This is a genomic window from Flavobacterium sp. ENC (assembly GCF_020991415.1).
Lineage (GTDB): Bacteria > Bacteroidota > Bacteroidia > Flavobacteriales > Flavobacteriaceae > Flavobacterium.
Window position 1 is genome coordinate 902,567 of record NZ_JAJMOY010000001.1, and the last position, 26,629, is coordinate 929,195.

Sequence of the window (26,629 nt, forward strand, 5' to 3'; positions counted from 1 at the left end):
AATATACTAAATTTCTTTTTTTACGAGCATAAAATAATCATTGTCCAGAGAGCGGTATCCCTGGTCATAAAGGAAGTAATAGGTGTTGCCAGTTTTCGTCTGCAAAATATTAGTAAAAAAATCAAAATCAAAGCCTTTATTCAACATTTTATCTCTTGTTGCTTTTGATTTTCCTTCTGCATTGAGTTCAGACAAAATACGGTAATTTTTACGCAATTTATTGTTTACATTCCGCATAAAATTATTGGTGTCCTTATTTATTTTATTATTGTACGCATTCCGACAACTGTCAGAACAGAATTTTTTATCTTCCCGGCCTACAAGTTTTTCGGAGCATTCGAGACAGGTTTTCATGGCTGTTCTATTTTTCTAATCTCATAGAGGTCATTTCTTCTGTCCTTTAGGATGCGGACACTTCCGTGCTCATGAAGCTGTTTTAGCAAATTGAGATCAACGTCTACGATCAGAGTCATTTCTGTATTCGGAGTGGCTTCTGCTTTTATACCATTACTCGGAAAAGCAAAATCAGAAGGTGTAAATACCGATGCCTGTGCATACTGAATATCCATGTTGTTTACTTTTGGAAGATTACCCACACAACCGGCAATCGCAACATAACATTCGTTTTCAATAGCCCTGGCCTGCGAACAATGTTTGACACGGGTGTAGGCATTCTGGGTATCGGTTAAGAAAGGGACGAACAAAATATTCATTCCTTCATTGGCCATAATTCGGGAGAGCTCGGGGAACTCAACGTCATAACAGATCAGGATTCCGATTTTGCCACAATCGGTATCAAAGGTTTTAAATTGGGATCCGCCTTTCATTCCCCAATGCTGTACTTCGTTTGGCGTGATGTGAATTTTGGTATACATTTCGGAGGTTCCGTCTCTTTTGCATAGAAAACCGACATTGTATAAATTTCCGTTTTCTAGATGCGGCATACTTCCGGTGATGATATTGATATTGTACGAAATGGCAAATTCCTGAAACCTTTTTCTAATCGGCTCAGAATGGCGTGCCAGTTCCCTGATGGCTTCTGCCTCAGATAAGTGATTGAAATCGGCCATTAAGGGCGCAATAAAAAGTTCGGGAAATAAAGCAAAATCACTTCCGTAACCCGAAACGACATCAATAAAAAACTCTGCCTGTTCAAAAAGAGCTTCCACGTTATTAAGCTGTCGCATCTGCCACTGGATTAATCCCAATCGGATCACACTTTTCTCCAGGTTAATTAGTCTTGGGCTTTCATCATAATAGACATTGTTCCATTCTAACAGCACGGCAAATTCTTTAGACTCCTCGTCGCCTTCCAGGTAATTTTTGATAATCCTTAAAACGTGAAAATCATTACTCAGCTGAAACGAAAGTACAGGATCGTGTAATTCTTTGTGTTTTACTTTTTCAATATAATTCTTTGGAGTCATTTTACTGGCATACTGACCATAGTTCGGAATTCTTCCGGCAAATACAATTGCTTTTAAGTTCAATTGCTCGCAGAGTTCTTTACGGGCATCGTACAAACGGCGGCCCAAACGTAAACCACGATAATTGGGGTGAATAAAAACATCAATTCCGTAGAGTATTTCTCCGTTTTTGTTATGGGTAGAGAACGTATAATCGCCAATAATTTGTCTGTAATTATGTCTTTTGTCAACTAACCTTTCGTCCAGTATTAAAGATAAGGCAGATCCCACCACTACGCCATCCACTAAAATTACTAATTGGCCTTCAGGAAATATGGAAAGTAATTTTTTAATGTCTTTAGATTCCCAATACGAATTGGCCATTTCGGGATAGGATTCAATCATTGAGTTTTTCAATTGTTTGTAATCGACTAACTGTAAATTTCGCAATTCAACTTTGTTGATTTGTGTCTGCATATTAAAGGGTTTTCTCCGAATATACGAAATTATTACCATTTACAAACGCTTACAAATAATTACAACCGAAAATAATTATTTGTTAATCCGATAATTCCTACTTTTTTTGTATTTTTGTCCATGTGAATTTGACTAACGAATTCATTTTTTAACCTTAAAATTTTATACGCCATGAATGCAATGAAAAACAGAGTACAGCTAATTGGGAACGTTGGTAACGATCCGGAAATTAAAACATTGGAAAACGGAAAAAAGTTAGCGCATATGAATATCGCTACAAATGAGTACTACAAGAACGAGAAAGGCGAAAAAGTAGAACAAACAGAATGGCATCGTGTGACGGCCTGGGGCAAAACAGCTGAAATTATTGAAAAATTTGTCGTAAAAGGAAAAGAAGTTGCTGTTGAGGGGAAGCTGACGCACAGAAGCTACGACGACAAAAACGGAGAGAAAAAATTTATTACAGAAGTAGTAGTCAATGAAATCTTACTCTTAAGTAAATAATTCAAACCCGACAGGTTTTTAAAACCTGTCGGGTTTAGTTTTAATACGTTACTACAAAACGGATGCACCATTGCTATCAGTGGTCAGTATTTCGCTCATATAATCGAAAAAGGGTCTCATATTCAGGCAGGTTTCCAAGGCCTGTTCTAAAAAGAGCGGACTGAGTACTTCTTTATCCGTAAAACGTCTGATGATTAAAAACTGTTTGTATCGAAGTAAGTCGATAGCCTCATGATTGATGTCAAATCCTTTTGGTGCTGTTTTAAGCTGTTCGCCTTGTAGAGTTCCGAAAGTTTCGATAAAAGATTTTGATTGCAGTATTTTTTGCATTGGTTCCGCATTATGTGCAAATTCGCTTCTGATGCGTTTTAAATCTGCGGCACCTGGTCCCCAAAAACCGCCGGCGAAAAAGCTGTTTCCTTCTTCCAGATGAAAATAATAACCACCGCGTCTTTCCTTTGTTGCACGGGTAAAGCTGCCACCCCAAAAAGTTTTAAAAGGAGTTTTATCTTTTGAAAATCGAATATCACGATAAATTCGGTAGACGCTTTTCTTACCAGAAGCTGTTTCTAGGACATCGGTTTTGGAGAGCTCCTCCAGCAACGCACCGGCAAAGGTTTCAATATGATTTAATTCGTTAAGGTACTTTGTTTTGTTGGCCTCAAACCAGGGTTTGTTGTTATTTGTTTTGAGCTGCTGCAAAAAATCAAGACTGGATTTGGGTATCGTAACCGGTTGTTTCATAAGTATACTATTTGCGTTTCTAAAAGTAGAACACGAATGTCATTTAAACTAAAAACCCACCAGATTTCTGATGGGTTTTTATATATTTTTTTAAGCAGTCTTTTTTATTAAGTCAAACATAGGACAACGGGAGCAACGTTTCTTTTCGCTCTTTTTGAATTTCTCACAACAGCTTGATTTGCAGTTTTCGATTTTCTTAATCTTATCAAGGATAGCAGCATTTTTCTTCTTCTTATCCTTCTTTTTGTCCTTGTCCTTAACTTTATCTTTCTTGCTCACGGTTCATCTCAATTATAAAACGAGACAAATATAAAAGAATAAATGTTATTTTTATATGTTCTAAATAAACTTTAACTTTTTTTATTTTGGATTGATGGCAATTGAGCTTGTTACTGTTAACTGCTGAATATCACGATCAAACAAGTAAAGTCCGCCTTTATCATCCCCAATTAAGTTGATTTTATCAAGGATTGATTTAGCTGTAGCCTCTTCCTCGATTTGCTCTGCCACGTACCATTGCAGGAAATTATGTGTAGCATAATCTTTTTCAGAAAAAGTGATGTGTACTAATTCATTGATAGATTCTGATACGAAAATTTCATGATTGTAGAGTGTTTCAAACATTTCTTTAAACGTAGTGTATGATGTTTTTGGCGCTTTTAGATCCGTAATGGTAGCATGTCCGCCACGTTCGTTGATGTACTTAACAAGTTTAAGCATATGTGCACGCTCCTCGTCTGACTGAGTATACATAAACTGAGCAATTCCTTCTAATCCGTGTACCTCTGCCCAACAAGCCATTGAAAGGTAAGTTTGTGAAGACTCTGCTTCAATTCTGATTTGCTTGTTCAGTGCTGTTTCTATATTTTTTGATAACATAATCTTGGGTTTTGTGTAAAGTTAAATAATTTTAAGCAATTCTGGGTCGCATTATTGCTCTTGCCAACAATTCAGATTCAGACTATATACACTGAAATCAACTTTCTTTGAATTAAAAGGGGCATTTTTCTACCATATAAACTGTTATAAAAGTCTAGTACTGCCTTACTCAAATCCGTCCGTAAACTTCAGCATCGTATATTGTTTGGTTGTGGTATCGAAATAGCCTAAAATGGAATAATCTTTAAATTTCATGATGCTTTCTAATGCAATTTCTTTGTGCTTATCCATAAACAAGTAAATTTTATCTATGGCAAGAGGTTGCTGTCTTTCAGTGGTAAATCCAAGTTTTTTATCCCAGATACTTTCAAAAAACACTGTTTTGGTTTCAATGTCGGGATAGTAAAAGCCCTCAAAACTCTGATTGGTTGCTTTACTGATTCCTCCGATGGTGATAAACACATTCTTTTTGTTCTTAAATACGGAGATACCCATATCTAAACCCGATAAATGCTGCAGGAATTTGGCTGTGTTTTTTAATTCTTTCGGACTGTAGTTATCTCTCTGGATCAGTAATGGCGAATTTTTAAAAAGAATGGTATCAGTTTTAGAAACGGCAATACTCTTTAGGGATTGCTGTGAATCCAGATCTTTTATATCAAACAAAAGTTCGTCTTCATTGCCATTGATCTGATACAATTTGTTTTCGTGATAATAAGAGTTGGAGGATCTTGCTGGTTTTTTAGGAGTCGGCTGTACAAAGTTTTTCTCTTTGATCTCCAGATTGCTTAAATTAATATCGAAGAGTTGCGTTTTTTTAACGTTCTGGTCCAGCGTCAGGATGATACGATCGCTTAATAAGTACATTTTAGTTTTGCTAATCGTTTTAGATAACGGATTGTACTCGCCCGGTTCCATTTTTTCAATAGGATTTTCAATAAGGATCTGATTGAATGTTTGGGGTTGTGTTTTTCTGTCTGAAAAAGTAAAAGGAGAGAAATCAAGTATTTTCTCTTCTACGATTCCGTTTTTAAAGGCGTACAGAATTAGTTTTGGTTCTGTCTTATCCTGCGTGAGGAAATTGAAGGAATTGTCTTTTTGATATGATGTTACAATAGGCTGTGTGGTATTCGGATATTCAAATTTTAGTGCTTTCGAAGTTTTGTTTTCGAAATAATATTTGACGATGATAATATTTTTTGCTGCTTCTGAAAACCAATACAAAGTTGGATTTCCGTCTTCGCTAAAACTATATCCCATCAGAGATCTGTCATTAAAATACGTAGCCGGACCCGTAAACTGATCGTTCAGGAATAAGGCGCTGTTGTATTTTAAAATCGTAAAATTTCCTTGAGACAGCACAAAGACAAAAACTTCATGTGTTGAATTATTTTCGAAATTTAAAATCTGATCGTTTTCGCGTATCCTTTTTAAATCCAAAGGATAAGTCGCCAAGACCGTCTGACTTAACAGAATAGAATTGTACAATACAGCTAAAAACAGAAATACTTTTCTCATATTTTTTAAGAATAAAATCAATTCAAAATCATTGCCTGAATTCTGTTTAGGAATCCATCAGCTCCTGAAAATAGTCTACAAACTGACCCAGGTGCAGACCGTCCATTAAACCATGATGCACATACACGGCCATGGAAATAGTTCTTTTTCCGGTTTCAGAGGTTATCATTTTTCCGAAAGAAACTTTTGGACAGCTGTCCGGATACGTGAAACTGCGGGCATGCGTCAGTGATGTGAAATTTAACCACGGTATTGCCGAAAAATGAATCACATTATCGTCTTTAAACTCACGGGTAAAAAGCCCGGTGGTGTTTTGGATACGCTCGATTTCTTTTAAAGCCGTTTGTTCGAAAACTTTGAAATCAGCATCATATTCGATAAGCGAAAATCCAAAAGTACCGTCTTCACGGCCAATAGTGGCGGATGCATCTATACGATCGTTGATGTAAATTTTGTCTTCTGCAATTCGGTACCTGAAATTCTCGATTGCATTTACCGCAACCAGTGTTTTATGTAAGTAATAGATAAAAAAGGAAGCATTGAGGCTTTTTGCGGTTTGATAGGCTTTTGTGCAATCGATCTCAACAGTGGCCCCAAAAAAAGGTTCTTCCATCTGTCTGAAATGGGCAAAATGCTCTTTTCTGTTCCAGTTTTCTAAATCTAAAAGTGTTTTCATTAGGCTAAATTAGTAACCACTTCCGTGATTTTTTCAAATGAACTAAAATGTTCGTGTTCTACTTTATGGCTTATTTTCTCATGTTCCCAGGTCGTGTGAAACGGAATATGTACGGCATAACCGCCAATTTCCAAAACCGGTAAAACATCCGATTTTAACGAATTCCCGATCATCAGAAACTCGTGAGGCTGAATGTCTAAACGGCCCAGTAATTTCTGGTAATCAATTTCCTGTTTGTCTGACATGACTTCGATATGGTGAAAATAATGCCCTAGTCCGGAACGGTGCAGTTTGCTGTGCTGGTCTTTTAAATCGCCTTTTGTGGCCACGACCAGTTTGTATTTGCCGTGCAAAGCCTGCAGTGTTTCTTCGATTCCGTCAAGGAGTTCGATGGGTTTTTCGAGCAATTCTTTTCCGTATTGAATGATTTTCTGAATCACTTCAACCGGAATGGTGTTGTTCGAAATGTTCATCGCCGCTTCAATCATCGATAAAATATAGCCTTTGATTCCATAACCGTACAAAGGCAAATTCTGAATTTCGATTTTAAACAATTCCTGCGAAATGCCCTGATGCGAAAGATAATCTTCCATTAAGGCACAAAATTTATGTTCCGTTTCCTGAAAATAGGGTTCGTTTACAAACAAAGTATCATCGGCATCGAATGCGATTACTTTTAAATTTGGAATTTTGCTTTTATGTAACATGATGTTTTTTTGTTTCAGGTTTGAAGTTTTCTTTGTTTCAGGTTTTAACGCTGAGATTTTTTTGCCACGAATTACATGAATTTTCTCTAATTTTTTTGCCACAGATTAGCGAGATTTCAGGATTAAAAAAATCTGCTCCATCTGCCAAATCTGCGAGAGAACTTTTTTGCCACCAATTTCACAAATGATCACGAATTTTTTTACCACAGATTAGTGAGATTTCAGGATTTAAAAAAAATCTGCCCAATCTGCCCAATCTGCGAGAGAACATTTTAAAATTACCCAGTGTAAACCCTTTTAAACCCGTGAACTAATCCCCAGTCTTAATTCTTAGAAAAGAACCTGCCCAGAGAAATTGTCTTATCGTAAAACGTAATCCGGATTCCGAAAAGCAAAATCATTCCGCCGAAAACCATTTGTAAAGTTATTTGTTCTTCTAAAAACAACCAAGCTAATATCGAAGTAATTACAGCCTGACTCAATAAACTTAACGAAACACGCGTCGCACGCATGTGTTGCGTGGCATAACTGATGGAAAGCCAGGCGCACAACTGGCAGATTATTGCCTGAAGTACAAATACAAACCAACCCGTATTGGAAAATCCTGTAAAAGATTCATCCAAGGCATAACAAAGAATTCCTAAATAAGCGCTGGAAGCCAGTAAACTAATCGTCATAAACGATAAAACATCAACATGGGAAAGTACATTTTTACTCACCAGAAGATAAATCGAATAGAAGATTCCGGACAAAACGGCAAACAGAAAAGCCTGATCAAAATTCAGTTCCAGAAAAAAACTAAAACCAACCAAAGTCACCATTCCGAATAATGAAACGACCGTTCCGATCCAGAAATTGGTTGCCGGTTTTGATTTCAAAAATAAGAAAGAGCCAATACCAACCCAAAGCGGAGAAAGATTAGTTAATAAGGAAGCCTGCGTCGCACTTGAATCCTGAATGGCGATATTCCAAACGGCCACATCGGAGGCAAAAAGAATTCCGCATAGTGCCGCTAAAAGTGTCAATTTTAAGGTTGGAAATTTAAAGTTCTTACTCAAAAGCACATAGGGCAAAAGCAAAACAACCGCAAGAAACATTCTGTAAAAAGCAGAAATCAATCCCGAAGCTAAACGCAATTTGATCAATATCGGAAAAATCGAAATACAAAGTATGCCGCAGATTAAAGCTAATCTTGGTTTGGTGAGTTTCATTTTATGTGTTTGAGATAAAATATTAAACAGAAATTAAAAATTACTCAAAAGTAAATTAAGTTGTTAGTTACTTAAATTTTTTGCGACTTTACCTTTTGTTTTTGGAAAAAAGATTCGAAAGAGTTTGTGAATTTTTTTCCAATTTTTATCATGGGTAATTCGAAAAAATTATAAGAAAATGTAGATATTAGGATTGTTAGAACTACTGTAGTGCCGAGAAGTAAAAAATTATTTTTCGAATTTATTTTCTCCAACAAAGAACCGGTATATAGGTAAACAACGGGATGGATTAAATAAATTCCATAAGTTGCTATGCCAAACGTTTCGAGAATATTGCCAAATGTTTTAGGGACATTAATGTTTAATTTATAAAAGCAAAATACAATGATGAAGGATAATATTGAGAATACGATCCGGCCTATTCCGGTGATTATTGAAATTTGATTACCTGAGAAAGGAAGTATACAGAATAAAATGACTGTAATAGCTAATAATGATAAGTTTAATTTAGTACTAATATTTGTTTCTTTGAAATTATAAAAAATAGCAATACCCATTACATATAAAAATAGATTATTGAATGGATTTACATAAGTTGGCCATTGCGCTGGTAAATCAACATTAGACTTTAATAAATAAAAAGAAAAGAAAAGTCCAATAATTAAGGTAAAGACAAAAAACATGTTTCCAAACCATTTTTTTGTATTATATAAAAACAAAATAAGTGGAGTCAAAGCATAATAAACCATTTCATTTCCTATTGACCATGCCCCTGTTGGTATATATGCCGTAGGTTTAAGGAACCCAAATAAAGTTGTTAAATTTAGAAATAATAATTTCCAGTCAAAAGTACCAGTTTTTAGCAATATGGGGATAACCAAAACAAAACATATTACCCACAATAAGGGCCAAATTCTAAAGATTCTTCGTATGTAAAAGATAATTGATTTCAAAATAGAATCAATATAGGTGTTATATACAATTGCCATACTTAAGCCCGAAAGAATAAAGAAGATAGAAACTCCATATATTCCTAATCTCCCTAGCGGATTACTAGCGTCTAAAGGGTTAAAAATCCAATATATTAAATGATAAAACATTATAGATAAAGCCATTAATCCTCGTAACCAATCTAACGTTTCAACTCTTGATTTTTTTAAGTTATCCATGTTTTTTCTATAATGTTTTTTAAGATTTAGTTTTAATTCACCGTCTCACCATTCGGTGCATCCGCATCCGGATTGATGAAAACCAGTTTTCCTTCTGCATTTGTAGTCATCAGGATCATTCCCTGACTTTCTACACCACGCAACGCTCTTGGCGCTAGGTTGGCGAGAACAGAAACACGTTTTCCGATAATTTCTTCCGGCGTAAAGCTTTCTGCAATTCCCGAAACAATCGTACGCACATCAATTCCGGTATCTACTTTCAGAACCAGAAGTTTGTTTGCTTTTGGCATTTTCTCTGCTTCCAGAATAGTTCCGACACGAATGTCCATTTTAGCGAAATCTTCAAACTGAATTAATTCTTTCTGAGGTTCCACTTGTTTATTTTCGGCAAGATTGGCCGTTTTTGTAGCTTCCAATTTGTCTATTTGTTTTTGTATTTCTTCGTCTTCGATTTTTGCAAAAAGCAATTCATTCTGACCAATTTGATGTCCAGACGGAATTAAATCTGAATTTTCAGCAACATCATTCCATTTCAATTTACCTTCGTTTTTCAATATTCTTGACAATTTAGCAGCAGTAAAAGGCAAGAACGGTTCAGCCAAAATACTCAAAGCAGCAGCAATTTGTGAAGCTACATATAATTGAGTTTTTACACGTTCCGGATTTACTTTTATGACTTTCCAAGGCTCTTCGTCAGCCAGGTATTTATTTCCTAAACGCGCCACATTCATCAATTCGCCCAAAGCTTCACGGAATCTGTAACGCTCTACCGAACTTGAAATCACAGCTGGGTATGCTTTTAATTCGGCTAAAGCAGCTTCGTCAATTTCTGTAAATTCATTTGGTGTTGGAATATATCCGTCGTAATTTTTGTTAACTAAAACCGCAACACGATTAATAAAGTTACCGAAAATATTAACTAATTCATTGTTGTTTCTCGCCTGAAAATCTTTCCAGGTAAAATCGTTATCCTTAGTTTCCGGTGCGTTCGATGTTAATGCATAACGCAAAACGTCTTGTTTCTCCGGAAATTCTTCTAAATATTCGTGTAACCAAACTGCCCAGTTTTTAGAAGTCGAAAGTTTATTTCCTTCCAGATTCAAAAACTCGTTCGCTGGAACGTTGTCCGGCAAAATATAGCTTCCTTCAGCTTTTAGCATCGCCGGGAAAATGATACAGTGAAAAACAATATTGTCTTTCCCGATAAAGTGAACCAGTTTGGTGTCTTCGTCTTTCCAGTACGGTTCCCAGTCTTTTCCTTCGCGCAAAGCCCATTCTTTGGTTGATGAAATATATCCAATTGGCGCATCAAACCACACGTATAATTTTTTTCCTTCGGCACCTTCAACCGGAACATCAATTCCCCAGTCCAGGTCACGCGTTACGGCACGAGGCTCGAGTCCGCCGTCAACCCATGATTTTACCTGTCCGTACACATTCGGTTTCCAGTCGTTTTTATGTCCGACTAAAATCCATTCTGTTAAGAAATCAGTATATCGGTCCAAAGGTAAAAACCAGTGTTTGGTAGATTTCAAAATCGGAGTTTCTCCGGTAATTGTCGATTTCGGGTTTATTAAATCCGTAGCATTCAGAGTCGATCCGCAATTTTCGCACTGATCTCCATAAGCTCCGTCGTTGCCGCATCTTGGGCAGGTTCCTACCACAAAACGATCTGCCAGAAACTGATTGGCTTTGGCATCGTACAATTGTTCTGTTATTTCTTCAATAAAATCACCATTATCATACAGTTTTCTAAAAAATTCCTGAGCCGTATCATGATGAATTTTAGCCGAAGTCCTGGAATAATTATCAAACGAAATTCCGAAATCAGCGAATGATTTTCTAATAATTCCGTCGTATTTATCAATAACTTCTTGTGGTGTAATTCCTTCTTTTTTGGCTTTCATCGAAATAGCAACGCCATGTTCATCGCTTCCGCAAATAAAAGCAACGTCTTTTCCCTGTAAACGTAAATATCTCGAATAAATATCTGCAGGCACGTAAACCCCCGCCAAATGGCCAATATGTATAGGTCCGTTGGTGTAAGGCAAGGCTGCCGTAATAGTATATCTCTTTGGATTCTGTATCATATGTTGATATTAATTTTTTTTATTGGTCATATGTAATTCGCCTATGAAATCTTGTGTTTAAAGACAATTTTGTCGTACGCTTATTTCATAACTCAATTTTTATTGCCTGCAAAAATAAGCAATAGAATTGAGAATTTGTTATTTCACGGAGATTCACGGAGAAAAAGCGCGGAGATTTGTGAAGTTTTTTTAAAGTATGGGGAATTAATCACGCAATCCCGATAGCTATCGGGAGCAGAGGCGCAGAGTTTTATTTACGCTCAACGATTAATCGTTTTGTCTGTCATTTCGAGGAACGAGAAATCTTCGCAAGCAGCTCGACAAAGATTGGAGAATTTTGTAATGGAGTTTCTTGCGAAGATTTCTCGTTCCTCGAAATGACAGGATTGTTTGTTTCTCAGTGCTTTATGAGAATTTTTTTCAGGAGCTAATCCCGCTATTCGTTACAATCTTTTGTGCCTCCCGATAGCTATCGGGACGGCACAAAAGGATTTTCACTTCTATCGGGGCTAGTGACACCCACTTGTCATTAGAACCCCCAGAAACATTCGTAATTGTCCGGCTGAGCGAAGTCGAAGCCCACGTTTGCTGAATCACTTTGCGAGGGCTTCGACTTCGCTCAGCCGGACATTGTTTGCGTATTTCTGCAAAATCTGCGAGAAACAAAAACTTCGTCAAATCTTTTTGCGGGGCTTCGACTTCGCTCAGCCGGACAAACTTTGTGTATCTCCGCGCTTTTTCTTTGTGTATCTCTGTGGTAAAACCCATAAAATAGAACGAGTTTAAACTAGCACTCCTATTAAAAACTTCAAAATATATTTTGCAACCTTTGCGGTGAAAAAAACAAAGCTATGAGCAAGACAAAATTAATCATCAATAAAAACGGATCCATCAAAATTGAAGGAGATTTCGAAATAATGGATTCAGAAGGAACGGTTTACGGATTACAAGGAAGAAGCGCACTAGGACTTTGCCGTTGCGGATTATCGGCAAACAAACCTTTTTGCGATGGTGGACACCGTAATAATTTCGAGCACGATTCAATCGCATTCGATTTACCACCTATGAAAACGAACTAAGAATCGTTTCTTAAATATCATGAAAGCTGCATTTTTAATGTGGCTTTTTTTATTCTCTTTTTTTAAGTAATTATTCAATAATAATAAGTTAATTCCTTAAAAAAGTATATTATATTTACGGAAATTTTTAAAATATAGAGAATGAGAAGATTTACTGTCCTATTATTGTTTTTAAGTTTTGCGCTGGTTCAGGGTCAGGCACCAAGGGTTATTTCGAGTGACTGGATGGGTTTTAGTCAGACCATAGACATCCAGACTCCGGTAAAGAAAAAATTTAAACTGATTGCTTCAGCAAAAGTAGAAAACGCAGAGCCTAAAGCATGGGCGGGAATCTGGGCAAGAGTGAATAATAAAAATGATGAAGTCGGTTTTTTTGATAATATGGGCGAAAGACCAATCAAATCAAAAGACTGGCAATCGTATACTGTTGAAGGAACCATTGATGAGAATAGTAAAACTTTGACTTTTGGAGGATTAAGCTCGTACAATGGAAAGTTTTATTTTGATAAATTCCAGTTGTTTATTGAAAATGCAAAAGGTGTTTTTGAACCGGTAACGATTTTAAATTCAGGTTTTGAAACGCCTGTAAACAATGGCGATATTCCAAAATGGAATTTAGGAACCTCTAAAGCAAAATTGGTTAAGGTGAAGGAATATAAGATTTATTCTGATAAATCAGCCGCCGATGGAAAAAATGCATTAGTGTTGGAAGGAACAGGTATAAAAATAAAAGAAACGGGAAAAATAGGAAATGTTGAAGGGGCTTCACCTAAAATTGCCGACATGATTTCGATGCTGGAAGACCTTAAAGACCGTGTCGAAAGTACCGTTAAAAACATGAATCAATATGAAATTGATTACCTGCATGATGAGAAGGCGAACCGAATTGGTGCTCTGGTTATGCATTTGGCCGCAGCCGAAAAATACTATCAGGTTTTTACTTTCGAAAACAGGGAATTTAATGAAGAAGAAAAGAAAATCTGGGAGGCCGCTTTAAACTTAGATCAGGGTGGACGAGATGAATTTAAAGGGCATGACATTCAGTATTATCTGGACATTTATAATGAAGTAAGGGCCAAAACGATTTCGGAACTGAAAAAAAGAGACGATGCCTGGTTTTCCGAAGTTCAGATGAAATACGATATTAGTAATCAGTATTGCTGGTTTCACGTGATGGAACATCAGTCCAGCCATTTGGGACAGATTTTATTTTTGAAAAAACGAATTCCGCCGGAAAAACAGGTGCCCAAAATAGAAATGGGTATTAAACAATAAATACAGAAAAGCTGCACTACATAGTGCAGCTTTTTTTGTGTTCCGAAAAGCTAAAAAAAGAAGCAGAAGCGATTGTTGTTGAATTAATTATTTAATTTTAAAGGTTCTAAACAGTAAAACGTTTTTTATGGAAGAATTTATTCATATCAAATCGATTATCGGAATCATTCTTGGTTTAAGCCTGACGCATCTCATTAAAGGATCTGTCATTTTTATACAGCATCCGGGGCGGAAAAAGATTTATTTCGTACACTCGCTCTGGGTATTTTATGTTTTCCTGCTGATTATTCACTTCTGGTGGTGGGAATTTAATCTGAAACTCATCACAGAGTGGTATTTTGCGGATTATTTTTTTATAATCTCTTATATTCTTGTCTTTTACCTGCTCTGTGCCATTCTTTATCCTGATGACCTAATCGATTACGAAGGCTATGAAGATTATTTTTATTCGCGTAAAAACTGGTTCTTTGCCATCCTTGCCATTAGTTTTGGTGCGGATATGATCGATACGGCAATAAAAGGCGGCAATTACTTTTTGTATAATCAGGTGGAATATTACATTCGCATTATCAGTCATATTGTTTTATGCCTGCTGGCAATTAAGGTTCACAACAAGGTTTTTCATGTGGTTCTGGTAGTCTTGTTTATTGTTTATGAACTTTCGTATATTTTGAGATTATTTAATGTGGAATAAAACATCTAATGGTTCGGTTATGGTACAGAAAAGACTTCAGATCGTTTTTCTTTTTCTTTGTTTTGCAACTGAAGCTGTAGCTCAGAACAAGATCAATCTTTTCTCGGAGATCAACTACAATTCTATTCCTGCGGTGAATCTGAACGAATATAAATCGGTTCAGGAACGGGACAAAAGAATCCAGAATCCCAATATTGCGCTGGGGGTTGGAATTTCAGGTGGTGGATCGAGGGCACAGTTTTTTAGTATGGGTGTGCTTTTGGGATTAGAAGAAATAGGAGAAAATGATTCCCAACGTAATTTTTTGAATGAAATCGATTATTTCTCCACCGTTTCAGGAGGATGCTATTCGGCGGGCTATTATTTAACTATCCTGAAAAATAAATTACAGTACGATAACTGTTCTTTCAATGAGTTTTATTTCTCTAAAGCCGATGCTTACAAAGCCGATGTCAATAAATCAGCATCACTATTCTCTCTTCTGAATAACAGCAGAAATGAAAAAGGGGAAAAAATATCGATGACGCAGCGTTTGGATTTAGAAGTTTTGCAATACGACAGCTCCAATCCTGAAAATCCGGATAAGTTCAAAACCCAAATGTTGCTGTCTGATTTCTTCATTCCAAAAGAAAGCAAAAAAATACCCGAATTGCCTGTGCTGGTGGCCAACGGAACAGCGTACAATAACGGAGAACGATTTCCTTTTATGCCGCATATTATCCGGGCTTTAAAAATAAATGCTTCACTGGCTCCCAATAAGTCCGATCTTCCCCTGGATAAAAATTTGATTAGTAATGGCTATGATTTTCCACTCACCTATGCGATTACGGCAAGTTCTGCTTTTCCGGGCGTGCTGCCCAAAACCAAATTCGGAATCAAAGGCCAGGACAAAATATTATGTGTGATCGATGGCGGTGCTTCAGACAATATGGGCTATCAGACTTTAATTGAACTGCTTAACAATGATACTAAAGTCGATAATAAAAACAAAAAAGCCCTTTTTATAGATTGTTTAGGACAGGGAAAGAAGGAGCCATATATCAATGATACCAAGATCAGACTGATTTCTTTATTAGAGACAGCTTCTTTGTATACCGTTCAGACCCGATACATCACTTTTGAAAAGGATGTGGAAGATGTGCTGGAAAAGTATAAAATTCCAACCTCAAATTTTCAGGTAATTGGTTTTACAACCTTACGCGATTATCTTTTAAAGCTCAAAAAAGACCAGGATTACGAAGATCTGGTGTTACAATTGAAAAACACTGACGATGAAGATAGCAGCTGGCTGAAACTGTATATTGATTTTAGAACAAAACTAGTTAAAAATTTTGGTGCTGAAAGTTTCAAAAAAGACAAAACCGGCGAAGTAATGCTGTCCAGTTTAGACAAGGAAAAGTTTAAAGATTTTGGGGCTAGTGAACTCTTACTATTGTACGAATATGCAGCACACGTTCAGACAAAACTAAAAACAACCCCCGAAGAAAAAGAAATGTTATTGCTCTCCGGGCGTTTTGCCGCTTTTGCAAAAACGAAGGAGCTAAAAGAATTGTTGGTAGAGCAGAAATAATTAAAGCCAATTTAATATTGCTCTCATGATCCACAGAAGCACGATCAGGAGCAGGAAAGAAAATTGAACTTTATTCACCTTTTGGTTTCCGAACTTCCGAACCAGTAAACGGTCTGCTATGACGGTGAATAAAACCAATACTAAACTGAATAAGATATAAATCCCCAGTAATCCGTCCTGTGCTGAATTTCCGGCAATCAACATGATAGCATAAACAGTACCGGCAAGGATGGAAAGTATTCCCAGCACAAAGAACAGGGTTGGTTTTTTTAGCAGTGTATTCATTTGGCTAGCTCTTCAAAAATTACTTTTTATTTGATCTCGGGCAATTGTTATTATGAAACAGTTTATTCTTAAAATTGTTTTATTTCCTTAGTTAGCAGATGTGTTTTTTAGGAAAGGTTGCTTTCTTTTCTTTAAATAATAACTTTTTATTGGTGTTTATTTATGATTACTAATGAGTTAGTGAAGCGTTTTATAAATTTACAGATAATAATTTTACTTTCTTGTCTGAAAGAATGATAAAATTGTGAATAAAAGCAAATCAGGATTTCTTTCGTCAATTATTTTACCCGAAATTTGCACCAAACTCCTTAAAATAAACTCAAATGGAATTCGGAAGAATCATTATTTCAGAAACCGCAGCAAACAGCGAAAATCCTCAGGACGTCATCAATTCTAATATTTCGGTGATCAACCTGATGCGCGAGGAAAAAATAGACGACGACCTGATTCAGGAAGATGCCCTGATGAGTTATTACTTAGATTATTATACGTCGCAATATACAGAAGGCAATTTTTCGCAATTCGTCTACAATTCACGCTGGAATAAAGAACTGAACGAACTAATAGAAGAAGGCCTGGCTCTGATTGGCGCCGAAAAACATCTCGAATTGTTTCAGACACAAGCCAAAAGAGTAAGATTGTTAAGTAGTGTAAAAATTGATAAATTCCTGAGAGGCAAACTCGAAGGCGTAAACCCAACAAGAGATTTGCTGAACAACGATACTTTCTTCGAACTGGAAGAAAACCTGGTGACACTTAACGCCGGTTTCCTGAAATCCCATCCCGATACCGAAGTGCTTGCAGTAGACGAAATGTTCGCGGTTTTAGAGGAATTTGTCGGACATGAAATTAAAAGGGAATAGTTTTATTTCATGCCATTTGCAAAGAAAAACCACAAAGCAACAAAGAATTGAATCTAAATGGCAAAGAAATGTTGTATTAGTTTCAGATTCCCCTGTGAAATTCGCTTTTATGGGCAACTTTGTCCTTATTCTTAACAAACATTTCCTTAAATTTGCTTCCTTTATATAAAAATAAAATAGTTACAAAAATCAAGCTATGTTACAAATCGCATTTATTAGAGAAAATCAGGAGAAAGTAATCAAGGCTTTGGCAAAACGAAATATCGATGCCAAAAGTGTTGTTGAAGAAGTGGTTCAATTAGATGAAAACCGTCGTGCTGCGCAGGTAGAATTAGACAATGTTTTATCTGAATCTAATAAATTATCCAAGGACATAGGTGAACTGATGAAAGCCGGAGAGAAATCGAAAGCGGCAATCTTAAAAGAAAAAACAGTTTCCTTAAAAGAAAAAAGTAAAGAATTAGGCGAAAAAGCAGAAGCTTTGGCTGTCGAATTAACGAACAAATTATACACATTACCCAATCTTCCGGCTGATATTGTTCCCGAAGGAAAAACGCCGGATGACAATTTAAACGTCTTTGAAGAAGGTGATATTCCGGTGCTACATGAAGGCGCACAGCCACACTGGGAGCTGGTAAAAAAATACGACATCATTGATTTTGAACTGGGTGTAAAAATTGCCGGTGCAGGATTTCCGGTTTACAAAGGAAAAGGAGCCCGTCTGCAGCGTGCCCTGATCAATTACTTTTTAGATAAAAATACAGCTGCAGGATACAATGAAGTTCAGGTGCCGCATTTGGTAAACGAAGCTTCAGGGTACGGAACAGGACAATTGCCGGACAAAGAAGGACAAATGTATCATTCTACCATTGATGATTTGTATCTGATTCCAACCGCTGAGGTTCCGGTGACGAACTTGTTTCGTGATGTTCTGCTGAGCGAAAGCGAATTGCCGGTTTTACATACGGCGTATACACCATGTTTCCGTCGTGAAGCAGGTTCTTACGGAGCACACGTCCGCGGACTAAACCGTCTGCACCAGTTTGACAAAGTAGAGATTGTACGCATCGAACACCCGGACAATTCTTATAAAGCGCTTGACGGGATGGTCGAGCACGTAAAAAACATTTTACAGGAATTGAAATTGCCTTACAGAATCTTACGTTTGTGTGGTGGCGATATGGGTTTCACCTCTGCTTTAACGTATGATTTTGAAGTGTTTTCTACCGCGCAGGACCGTTGGTTAGAAATCAGTTCTGTTTCTAATTTTGAAACTTTTCAGGCCAACCGTCTGAAATTGCGTTTCAAAGACAAAGACGGAAAAAACCAGCTGGCACATACCCTTAACGGAAGTTCACTGGCTCTGCCAAGGGTTCTGGCCGGAATTTTGGAAAATTACCAAACGCCGGAAGGAATCGTAATTCCGGAAGTTTTACGTCCGTACTGCGGATTTGATATTATAGATTAATTTAGTTTACAGTTTACAGTCGCAGTATTCAGTTAGCAAACTGCGACTGTCAGCTGCGACTGAATAATTTAAAAAAGAACCAACTATGAGCGCAGTGTTAAATTGGAATGTAGATCCTGTAATTTTCATGATTGCAGATTTTCCTTTAAAATATTACGGAGCTCTTTTCGCTTCGGGGCTTTTACTTGGTTATTATATTGTTAGAAATATTTATAAAAAAGAAAATCTCTCCTTAGATAATTTTGATAATTTATTAGTTTACGTGATTGTCGGAACAATTTTGGGAGCTCGATTGGGGCATTGTCTTTTTTATGAACCGGATTATTTTTTCAAACATCCCATAGAAATTCTTTTACCTATTCAGAATATAAGTGGCGTTTATAAGTTCGTTGGTTTTAAGGGTTTGGCCAGTCATGGTGGTACAATTGGGGTTTTAATTGCTATAACTTTATATTGTAAGAAATACAAAGTAAATTTTTTATGGCTGTTGGACAGAATGGCAATTGGAGTTCCGGTTACAGCAGCGTTTATTAGGCTGGGGAATTTCATGAATTCTGAAATTTACGGAAAGCCTACAAATGGAAATTGGGGCGTTGTTTTTCAAAGAGATGATTTGATTCCGAGGCATCCAACGCAATTGTATGAGGCATTTTCCTATTTGTTGATTTTTGTAATTTTATTCTGGATGTACAAATCAGAAAAAATAAAACAAGCAAATGGATTATTGTTTGGAAGTTTCTTGACATTGTTATTTTTAGCCAGATTTTTAATTGAATTTTCCAAAGAAAATCAAGAGAGTTTTGAGAACACGATGTTGATCAACATGGGACAAATTTTAAGTATTCCATTCATTTTAATCGGCTTAACTTTGATCGTTTGGAAATTAAAAGAAAAAAAAGAATACGTTGAAATTTGATATTTTGAGTTAAGTTTTTAAACTGCCCAAAAACCACAACTTAAAAAAAACAGAAATATGAAAAACATTTTTATCTATATTCTTGTGTTGTGGTCTGGTTTTGCGCTTGCACAAAATGAGCAGCTGGCTCAATATTACTACGATAAGGGCGATTTCGAAAAAGCAAAAGTCAGTTACGAACAGCTTTTAAATTTAGCGCCGTCGAATACTCAGTATTTTTTAAGAACAATCGACTGTTACCAGCAGTTGCAGCAATTTGATATTGCCCAAAAAGCAATTCAGGAAAGATACAACCGATACAAACAGGGTGTTTTTCTGGTGGAATTGGGGTATAACTTCCAATTGCAGAAAAATGAATCCAAAGCCAGGAATTACTACGATCAGGCTATTGAAAAAATCAGAACCAATTCGAATGATGTTTACGGGATCGGAAATTCCTTTGAGAAAAAGGTTTTACTGGAATATGCCTTAAAAGCGTATCAGACCGCAATGGAAGTGCAGCCCAATTACAATTTCAATTTTCAGATCGGAATGTTGTACGGCCAGTTAGGAAAGACCGATCTTATGATCGACCTTTTACTGACGGAGTCCTTTAAAAATCCACAGAATGCCAATTTAATCCAGACACAGCTTTCCCGTTTTATGAATGGGGAAACCGATAATACAGCTTTCAAAGATGCGATGCGAAAAGCATTAATCCTAAGAACGCAAAAAGATCAGGATGTATTCTGGAACCATTATTTAAGCTGGTTTTACGTGCAGCAGAAAGAATTCGGAAAGGCTTTTATCCAGGAAAAAGCCATTTATAAAAGAGAACCCGAATCCCTGATGAGTATTGTGAACCTGAGTCAGTTTGCACTGAACGAAAATGATACCGAGACTGCTACCGAAATTTTAAATTTTATTCTGTTAAATACCAAGGATTTAGATTTGCTCATTCAGACCAATGCCAGTTTGATGGAAATTAAAATTGAAAAAGCTCAGGAAAAAGACTATCCGGCCATTGAGGCTGAGTTACAACAATTGCTGACTACCTATGAAATCACTCCTTTTACCGTATCTTTGCAAATAATTCAGGCACACTTTCTGGCTTTTAATCTGAAAAAACCGGAAGAAGGCAAGGCAATTATAAAAAGAGCATTAGAACTGAACCTGAATGAATATCAGCAGGCTGATGCGAAAATGGAATTGGGTGATATTTTGCTGCTTGAAGAAAAGTTCAATCAGGCGCTGATTTATTATTCGCAGATTCAGCTGGATCTAAAGAATGATGTGATGTCGCATGAGGCGAGTTTAAGAGCTGCTAAAACAAGTTATTACAAAACTGATTTTGAATGGGCTTTGAAACAGTTTAAAGAATTGAAATCAGCCAATACACAATTGATAGCCAATGACGCTCTTGAATATTTTTTACTGATCAATGACAATACCGTTGCCGATTCGACACAAACAGCACTGAAGCAGTTTGCGAAAGGCGATTTCCTGATGTACCAAAATAAGAAACCCGAAGCTATTGCTCAGTTTCAGGGTATTCTGAAGAATTTTAAAGGTCAGGAAATAGAAGCTGTTACAATGTTGCGTTTAGGAAAAATATACGAAAGTCAGGCAGATTATACTGCTGCGCTGAGCCAGTATCAGCAAATAATTGACAATCACAGCGACGGAATTTATGTAGATGAAGCGTTGTTCTTTTCGGCAGAAATTTACAACGACGAATTGAAAGATACGGAAAAGGCAAAGCCTTTATATGAAAAAGTGATTTTTAACCATCAGGACAGTATTTACTTTGTTGATGCGAGAAAAAAATACCGCGAGTTAAGAGGAGACAAGAATTTATAAATTAGATTCTTAGATTTTAGACTGCTCAGATCTTTAGACTTTTCTAAATAATCTAACAATCTAACAATCTAAGAAGTCTGACAATCTAAACAGAAAATGATTATTTACAACGTTACCACCAACATACACGAAAGTGTTCACGACCAATGGTTAAAGTGGATGCAGGAAAAACACATACCGGAAATTTTAGCCACACAAAAATTCTCTTCAGCACGAATTGTAAAAGTTTTGATTGAAGAAGAAATGGGCGGCATTACGTATTCCGTTCAATATGTTACCGATAGTAAGGCCACTTTAGAGCAGTTTTACATCGAAGATGAACCGGAATTTCACAGAGAAGCTTTGGGATTATTTGCAGATAAAATGCTTTCTTTCAAGACGGAGCTGGAAGTTATTTCGGAACATTAAAAGAGATTTTCGGATTATTCGATATTTAGATTATTCGATATTTCGAGAATCTAACAATCTTAGGATCTGAGAATCTAAGAATCTAAAAAAAGACAATGGAAAAAGTAAAAGCCAAAAAACATTTAGGACAACATTTCCTGAAGGACGAAAGTATCGCCAAAGCAATTGCAGATACTTTAAGTTTAAAAGGATACGATGAGGTTTTAGAAATAGGACCGGGGATGGGTGTGTTGACTAAATATTTGCTTGACAAACCAATTAATACCCATGTCATCGAGATTGATACAGAATCAGTGGTGTATTTGGGCGAGAATTATCCAAAACTAAAAGATAAGATTATTTCCCAGGATTTCCTGAAATACAACATAAAAGAAGTGTACGAAGACAAACAGTTCGCTATTATTGGAAACTTTCCGTATAATATTTCGACCCAGATTGTTTTCAGGACTTTAGAGCTTAAACATCAGATTCCTGAGTTTTCAGGAATGTTTCAAAAAGAAGTGGCAGAAAGAATCTGCGAGAAAAAAGGCTCAAAGGCTTACGGAATCTTATCCGTTTTAGCCCAGGCTTTCTATGATACAGAGTACTTGTTTACTGTTGACGAAAATGTTTTTATTCCTCCGCCCAAGGTGAAATCGGGTGTGATGAAAATGACCCGAAAGGAAGATTACAGTCTTCCTTGTAGCGAAAAGCTATTTTTTACAGTAGTAAAAACGGCTTTTCAGCAAAGACGAAAAACATTACGTAACAGTTTGAAAACATTAAATTTATCAGATAATCTTCGATTAGATAGTATCTTTGATAAACGTCCCGAGCAGCTTAGCGTAGACGAATTTATTGTTTTGACTCAAAAAATAGAAGCCGATGGAGTTCAAAGTTAGTAAAGATTTAATCCAGCAGTTAGAGGAGCATATTGTTAATAAAAACGACAAGGAACTTGAAGTTTTATTGAACGACCTGCACCACGCAGATATCGCCGAAATCCTTGACGAACTGGATTTTGACGAAGCAACTTATATTTTTAAGGTTTTAGATAGTGATAAAACAGCAGAAATCCTTCTGGAGTTAGAAGATGATTTGCGTGAAAACATCTTAAGCCGACTTTCGCCTAAGGAGATTGCAGAAGAACTTGATGAGCTGGAGACGAATGATGCCGCAGATATTATCGCGGAACTTTCACAGGAAATTAAAGCAGAGGTTATCTCGGAGTTAATTGACGTTGAACACGCAAAGGACATTGTCGACTTATTGCGTTACGACGAAAATTCCGCAGGTGGTCTGATGGGAAAAGAGCTCGTAAAAGTCAACGAGAACTGGAATGTGCTGACCTGTGTGAAAGAAATGCGTATTCAGGCTGAAAACGTATCCAGAGTACATTCGATTTATGTGGTCGATGACGAAAACCGCCTGAAAGGAAGACTTTCACTTAAAGATTTACTGACTACTTCGACCAAAACACAAATCGGTGACATTTATATTCGAAAGTTAAATTTCGTAAACGTAGATACCGAAGATGTTGAGGTGGCACGTATCATGCAAAAATACGATTTAGAGGCGATTCCGGTTGTAGACGAACTGGGGCGTCTGGTCGGCAGAATTACCATTGACGATATCGTTGACGTAATCAAGGACGAAGCAGACAAAGATTACCAGTTAGCGGCGGGTATTACGCAGGACGTAGAATCCAACGATAGTGTTTTGGAATTAACCAAAGCACGTTTGCCCTGGCTTTTAATCGGAATGGTGATCGAGATTGTGGCGTCTTTTGTCTTAAAAGGAAATGAAGCTACTTTTCAAAAATATTCAACTTTAATTATTTTCGTGCCATTACTTTCGGCAACAGCCGGAAATATTGGTGTTCAGGCTTCGGCTATCGTAGTTCAGGGTCTGGCCAACGGAACTTTGAAAGAATTCAGCCGCGGCTATTTCAGTAAGGAGATTTCGGTATCGATGATTTCCGGAACGATTATTTCATTGCTTTTATTAGGGTATCATTCGGTGATGTATCAGCAGTATTTAGTGGGGATTGCGATTTCAATTTCGATGATTGTAGTGATCTTGTTTGCTGCAACTCTGGGAACCTTAGTGCCGCTTTTCCTGCATAAAAATAAAATTGACCCTGCCATTGCAACTGGACCTTTTATCACGACGACCAATGACGTTTTTGGAATTATGCTTTATTTTGGAGTAGCCAAAATGATTCTTGGGTTTTAAGTTTTTGCAACAAATTAATGAATTGCAGTGATTTAAGATCTCTAAAATCGGTGTAATTTGTGGCTGAAAAAACGGGCTATTAATCAGCTAAAAAAGAAGTAATGAAAGTACACATCATAGGAGGAGGAAATCTTGGGGTTTCTATAGCCCTGGGAATTGCAAAATTCTCTAAAAACAATCAGGTAACCGTTACAAGGCGCAACACAGCCAGCATTCTATATTTGTCAGAACATGGAATTACCGTTTCATCCGATAACAAACACAATATTGAGGAAGCCGATGTGGTGATCCTAACTATAAAACCCTATCAGGTTGATACAATACTGGCAGAGATTTTACCGGTAATCAAAAATAAAACGATTGCTTCGGCAGTAAGCGGGTTGTCGCTTGACGTCCTTCAGTCCAAAACAAACAATGAATATCCTGTCATCCGGATTATGCCCAATATTGCGGCTCAGTTTGGAGAATCAGCAACCTGTATCTCTTTTCCTGAAAAAGACCGTGAAAAAGCATTGCCAATAGTTGATTTGTTTCAGGATTTGGGAACGGCTCCTGTAATCGATGAAAAATTGATGGATGCAGCGACTGTTTTGGGTGCTTGCGGTACTGCGTATGCTTTGCGTTATATTCGTGCCTCTATGCAGGCCGGAATTGAGATTGGATTCGATTCGAATACTGCTCTGGCAATTGCTGCACAGACGGTAAAAGGAGCGGCTAAAATGCTGTTGGAAGAAAAAGTACATCCGGAACAATTAATCGATCGTGTGACAACGCCTCAGGGCTGCACCATTGTCGGGTTAAATGAAATGGAACACAATGGTTTTAGTTCTTCTTTAATCAAAGGGATTAAAACTTCTCTCAAGCAGATTAAAGGATAGCGTTAGTAAAATTCCAATATTTAAAAATTCCAAATTCCAATTCTGATTATCGAATTGGAATTTGGAATTTATTTTTTGGAATTTATCTGTTTAACCAGTCGGATATACTTTGCACCGCACTCTGAAATTTTTGTGTACGAATTCATGGAGTTGCCGTAATTCTGAATCGTCAGGGTATCTTTTACATAACTTGCGTCGATTCCGACAGGAATTTCTATGTCTTTAGCGGTCTTTTCCAGATTTGAAACAGAATCTGTTTCCTCTTCATTACTGATGTCTCCCTCGTAATCGTCCCATTGGATTCCTTCCAGGGTCACATATTTTTCACCGGCTTCATTTTGGGTTACAGAGGCTTTACCGTTTAATTTTCTTTCACTTGTCTGAAGAAAATAGGTATAGCCTTCTTTTGTTTTTGTGATTTGTACAGAAAGATCACAATCCTCTGAAGTATAGATTCCTTCGAAAGATTCAGTACTTTTTAGAGCAGGAAGAGCTGCTGTATTTTTAGGCTGCTCCTGCGGGATGATGGCTGTTTTGGGTTTATCATTGCAGGCTGTAATAAGAAGAAAGGAAATTACCAGCGCTGTTAGGTTGTTTCTTGAATTCATAAATTAGATCTTTTTTTCTTTTGTTTTAGAATGTATTTTAAATAGCAAAAACCAAATAAGCCCGCAAGAATTGAGGCAATTAAAATGGCAATTTTTGAAAAAACGATAGTTTCGGGATTTTTAAAAGCTAAAAGGGTAATAAAAATGGACATGGTAAAGCCAATTCCGCCCAGCATTCCCGCACCTAAAAGATGAGACCATTTTAGTTCTTTTGGTAAAGAACAAATTCCGGCACTAACTCCAACAAACGAGAAAAGCAGGATTCCCAATGGTTTTCCAACAACCAGACCTAAGACGATTCCAAAGGTATTCGGGTGATTTAAACCTTCATGCCAGTCCGGTTTTATGGCGATGCAGGTATTGGCAACAGCAAACAAGGGCAATATAAAAAAAGCTACGGGCTTGTGTAAGTAGTGCTGTAGTTTATGGGATATTGAGTTTTCTCCACCATCTCCAAACGGAATAACAAAAGCCAATATGACTCCGGTTATCGTGGCATGAACGCCGGAATTCAGCATAAAATACCACATGGCAATCCCACCGATCAGATAAGGAAGTATATGGTACACTTTCTTGCGGTTCAGAATAAACAGAATTCCCCATATCCCCAAGGCAATGGCAAGGTTTACAAAAGAAATTGATGTTGTATAAAAAACCGCGATGACAATGATAGCACCCAAATCATCAATAACCGCCAGGGCAGTCAGGAATATTTTTAGTGATGCCGGAACTCTGCTTCCCAAAAGCGATAAAATTCCAATTGCAAAAGCAATATCGGTAGCCATCGGAATTCCTGCTCCATTTTGGGTGGCGGTGCCAAAATTCAAGGCCAGAAAGATTGCTGCGGGAATAACCATTCCTCCAAATGCCGCCATAATAGGTAATGAAGCATTTTTGATATTCGATAATTCACCGTGATAAATTTCACGTTCCAGTTCTAAACCAATCAGTAAAAAGAAAATAGTCATCAGGCCATCGTTGATCCAGTGCGTTATGGAATGGTGTCCTAAATCTTTTTCCCAAAATGAAATATATTCGGTCTGAAAAGAAGAATTGGCTAATAAAAGAGAGGCAATGGTAACGAAAAGTAAAAGCAGACCTCCTGATTTTTCGTTTTCAAAAAAGGTTTTAAAAGTTTTGGTTAATTTCAT

Annotated in this window: 26 protein-coding genes; 13 read left to right on the forward strand and 13 right to left on the reverse strand. The window is 37.0% G+C overall.

What is annotated here, in order from left to right; translation table 11 throughout:
- Positions 1 to 6: 6 nt before the first annotated feature.
- The gene (locus tag LPB89_RS03740; protein WP_230700321.1) at positions 7 to 354 is read right to left on the reverse strand and encodes a hypothetical protein; all 348 of its coding nucleotides are present in this window, start codon (positions 352 to 354) and stop codon (positions 7 to 9) included.
- Positions 351 to 1,883 (reverse strand): carbon-nitrogen hydrolase family protein, encoded by a 1,533-nt coding sequence (locus LPB89_RS03745; protein WP_230700322.1) that lies wholly within the window; start codon positions 1,881 to 1,883, stop codon positions 351 to 353. Before LPB89_RS03745 ends, LPB89_RS03740 begins: the two co-directional genes overlap by 4 nt.
- Before the next feature lie 171 nt (positions 1,884 to 2,054).
- Here LPB89_RS03745 and LPB89_RS03750 point away from each other — a divergent pair, with 171 nt between their 5' ends.
- On the forward strand, positions 2,055 to 2,387 hold the full coding sequence (locus tag LPB89_RS03750) for a single-stranded DNA-binding protein (protein ID WP_230700323.1): 333 nt from the start codon (positions 2,055 to 2,057) through the stop codon (positions 2,385 to 2,387).
- A gap of 51 nt (positions 2,388 to 2,438) precedes the next feature.
- Here LPB89_RS03750 and LPB89_RS03755 read toward each other — a convergent pair whose 3' ends face one another.
- From LPB89_RS03755 to metG, 8 genes are all read right to left on the reverse strand, one after another.
- The gene (locus LPB89_RS03755; RefSeq protein ID WP_230700324.1) at positions 2,439 to 3,131 is read right to left on the reverse strand and encodes a DUF2461 domain-containing protein; all 693 of its coding nucleotides are present in this window, start codon (positions 3,129 to 3,131) and stop codon (positions 2,439 to 2,441) included.
- Positions 3,132 to 3,491: 360 nt separating this feature from the next.
- Positions 3,492 to 4,010 (reverse strand): ferritin, encoded by a 519-nt coding sequence (locus LPB89_RS03765; protein ID WP_127338910.1) that lies wholly within the window; start codon positions 4,008 to 4,010, stop codon positions 3,492 to 3,494.
- Between the two features lie 165 nt (positions 4,011 to 4,175).
- A complete protein-coding gene (locus LPB89_RS03770; protein WP_230700325.1) occupies positions 4,176 to 5,528 on the reverse strand; it encodes a hypothetical protein in 1,353 nt (450 codons plus the stop codon).
- Positions 5,529 to 5,574: 46 nt separating this feature from the next.
- A complete protein-coding gene (locus LPB89_RS03775) occupies positions 5,575 to 6,204 on the reverse strand; it encodes a chloramphenicol acetyltransferase (protein WP_230700326.1) in 630 nt (209 codons plus the stop codon).
- On the reverse strand, positions 6,204 to 6,911 hold the full coding sequence (locus tag LPB89_RS03780) for an HAD family hydrolase (protein WP_230700327.1): 708 nt from the start codon (positions 6,909 to 6,911) through the stop codon (positions 6,204 to 6,206). Before LPB89_RS03780 ends, LPB89_RS03775 begins: the two co-directional genes overlap by 1 nt.
- Positions 6,912 to 7,234: 323 nt before the next feature.
- Positions 7,235 to 8,122 carry a DMT family transporter gene (locus LPB89_RS03785; protein ID WP_230700328.1) on the reverse strand — a complete coding sequence of 296 codons (888 nt, stop codon included), beginning with the start codon at positions 8,120 to 8,122 and terminating at the stop codon, positions 7,235 to 7,237.
- Between the two features lie 71 nt (positions 8,123 to 8,193).
- A complete protein-coding gene (locus tag LPB89_RS03790) occupies positions 8,194 to 9,291 on the reverse strand; it encodes an acyltransferase (RefSeq protein WP_230700329.1) in 1,098 nt (365 codons plus the stop codon).
- Between the two features lie 32 nt (positions 9,292 to 9,323).
- Complete coding sequence (gene metG, locus LPB89_RS03795; RefSeq protein WP_230700330.1) at positions 9,324 to 11,381, reverse strand: methionine--tRNA ligase; 2,058 nt, start codon at positions 11,379 to 11,381, stop codon at positions 9,324 to 9,326.
- 851 nt (positions 11,382 to 12,232) lie between these two features.
- On the opposite strand from metG, the gene LPB89_RS03800 reads away from it, so the two are divergent.
- The 4 genes from LPB89_RS03800 to LPB89_RS03815 all read left to right on the forward strand — a co-directional run bounded on the left by LPB89_RS03800 (position 12,233) and on the right by LPB89_RS03815 (position 15,999).
- Positions 12,233 to 12,460, forward strand: coding sequence for a CDGSH iron-sulfur domain-containing protein (locus tag LPB89_RS03800; protein WP_042563543.1), 228 nt, complete (start codon positions 12,233 to 12,235; stop codon positions 12,458 to 12,460).
- 141 nt (positions 12,461 to 12,601) lie between these two features.
- Positions 12,602 to 13,735 (forward strand): DUF664 domain-containing protein, encoded by a 1,134-nt coding sequence (locus LPB89_RS03805; RefSeq protein ID WP_230700331.1) that lies wholly within the window; start codon positions 12,602 to 12,604, stop codon positions 13,733 to 13,735.
- Between the two features lie 127 nt (positions 13,736 to 13,862).
- On the forward strand, positions 13,863 to 14,429 hold the full coding sequence (locus LPB89_RS03810; RefSeq protein ID WP_230700332.1) for a hypothetical protein: 567 nt from the start codon (positions 13,863 to 13,865) through the stop codon (positions 14,427 to 14,429).
- A gap of 19 nt (positions 14,430 to 14,448) precedes the next feature.
- The gene (locus LPB89_RS03815) at positions 14,449 to 15,999 is read left to right on the forward strand and encodes a patatin-like phospholipase family protein (RefSeq protein WP_230700333.1); all 1,551 of its coding nucleotides are present in this window, start codon (positions 14,449 to 14,451) and stop codon (positions 15,997 to 15,999) included.
- Here the strand turns inward: LPB89_RS03815 and LPB89_RS03820 are convergent, their stop codons facing one another.
- Positions 16,000 to 16,284 carry a hypothetical protein gene (locus LPB89_RS03820; RefSeq protein WP_230700334.1) on the reverse strand — a complete coding sequence of 95 codons (285 nt, stop codon included), beginning with the start codon at positions 16,282 to 16,284 and terminating at the stop codon, positions 16,000 to 16,002. It lies immediately after the preceding gene.
- 323 nt (positions 16,285 to 16,607) lie between these two features.
- Between LPB89_RS03820 and LPB89_RS03825 the strand changes: the two genes are divergently transcribed.
- The 8 genes from LPB89_RS03825 to proC all read left to right on the forward strand — a co-directional run bounded on the left by LPB89_RS03825 (position 16,608) and on the right by proC (position 24,870).
- Positions 16,608 to 17,147: a DMP19 family protein gene (locus tag LPB89_RS03825; RefSeq protein ID WP_230700335.1), complete on the forward strand. Its 540-nt coding sequence runs from the start codon at positions 16,608 to 16,610 to the stop codon at positions 17,145 to 17,147.
- Positions 17,148 to 17,343: 196 nt separating this feature from the next.
- The gene (serS, locus tag LPB89_RS03830) at positions 17,344 to 18,615 is read left to right on the forward strand and encodes a serine--tRNA ligase (protein WP_230700336.1); all 1,272 of its coding nucleotides are present in this window, start codon (positions 17,344 to 17,346) and stop codon (positions 18,613 to 18,615) included.
- 85 nt (positions 18,616 to 18,700) lie between these two features.
- Positions 18,701 to 19,531, forward strand: coding sequence for a prolipoprotein diacylglyceryl transferase (gene lgt / locus LPB89_RS03835; protein ID WP_230700337.1), 831 nt, complete (start codon positions 18,701 to 18,703; stop codon positions 19,529 to 19,531).
- A gap of 57 nt (positions 19,532 to 19,588) precedes the next feature.
- Positions 19,589 to 21,370: a tetratricopeptide repeat protein gene (locus tag LPB89_RS03840; protein ID WP_230700338.1), complete on the forward strand. Its 1,782-nt coding sequence runs from the start codon at positions 19,589 to 19,591 to the stop codon at positions 21,368 to 21,370.
- 96 nt (positions 21,371 to 21,466) lie between these two features.
- Positions 21,467 to 21,778, forward strand: coding sequence for a DUF4286 family protein (locus LPB89_RS03845; RefSeq protein ID WP_127338924.1), 312 nt, complete (start codon positions 21,467 to 21,469; stop codon positions 21,776 to 21,778).
- A gap of 95 nt (positions 21,779 to 21,873) precedes the next feature.
- On the forward strand, positions 21,874 to 22,659 hold the full coding sequence (gene rsmA / locus LPB89_RS03850; protein WP_127338927.1) for a 16S rRNA (adenine(1518)-N(6)/adenine(1519)-N(6))-dimethyltransferase RsmA: 786 nt from the start codon (positions 21,874 to 21,876) through the stop codon (positions 22,657 to 22,659).
- Entirely contained in the window at positions 22,643 to 23,992 is a 1,350-nt protein-coding gene (mgtE, locus tag LPB89_RS03855; protein ID WP_127338928.1) for a magnesium transporter, read from the forward strand. The genes rsmA and mgtE overlap by 17 nt, the downstream gene beginning before the upstream one ends.
- 101 nt (positions 23,993 to 24,093) lie before the next feature.
- Entirely contained in the window at positions 24,094 to 24,870 is a 777-nt protein-coding gene (proC, locus tag LPB89_RS03860; protein ID WP_230700339.1) for a pyrroline-5-carboxylate reductase, read from the forward strand.
- Between the two features lie 68 nt (positions 24,871 to 24,938).
- Here the strand turns inward: proC and LPB89_RS03865 are convergent, their stop codons facing one another.
- Both LPB89_RS03865 and nhaA read right to left on the reverse strand, forming a co-directional pair.
- Complete coding sequence (locus LPB89_RS03865) at positions 24,939 to 25,478, reverse strand: hypothetical protein (RefSeq protein WP_230700340.1); 540 nt, start codon at positions 25,476 to 25,478, stop codon at positions 24,939 to 24,941.
- Positions 25,475 to 26,629 (reverse strand): Na+/H+ antiporter NhaA, encoded by a 1,155-nt coding sequence (nhaA, locus tag LPB89_RS03870; protein ID WP_230700341.1) that lies wholly within the window; start codon positions 26,627 to 26,629, stop codon positions 25,475 to 25,477. The genes LPB89_RS03865 and nhaA overlap by 4 nt, the downstream gene beginning before the upstream one ends.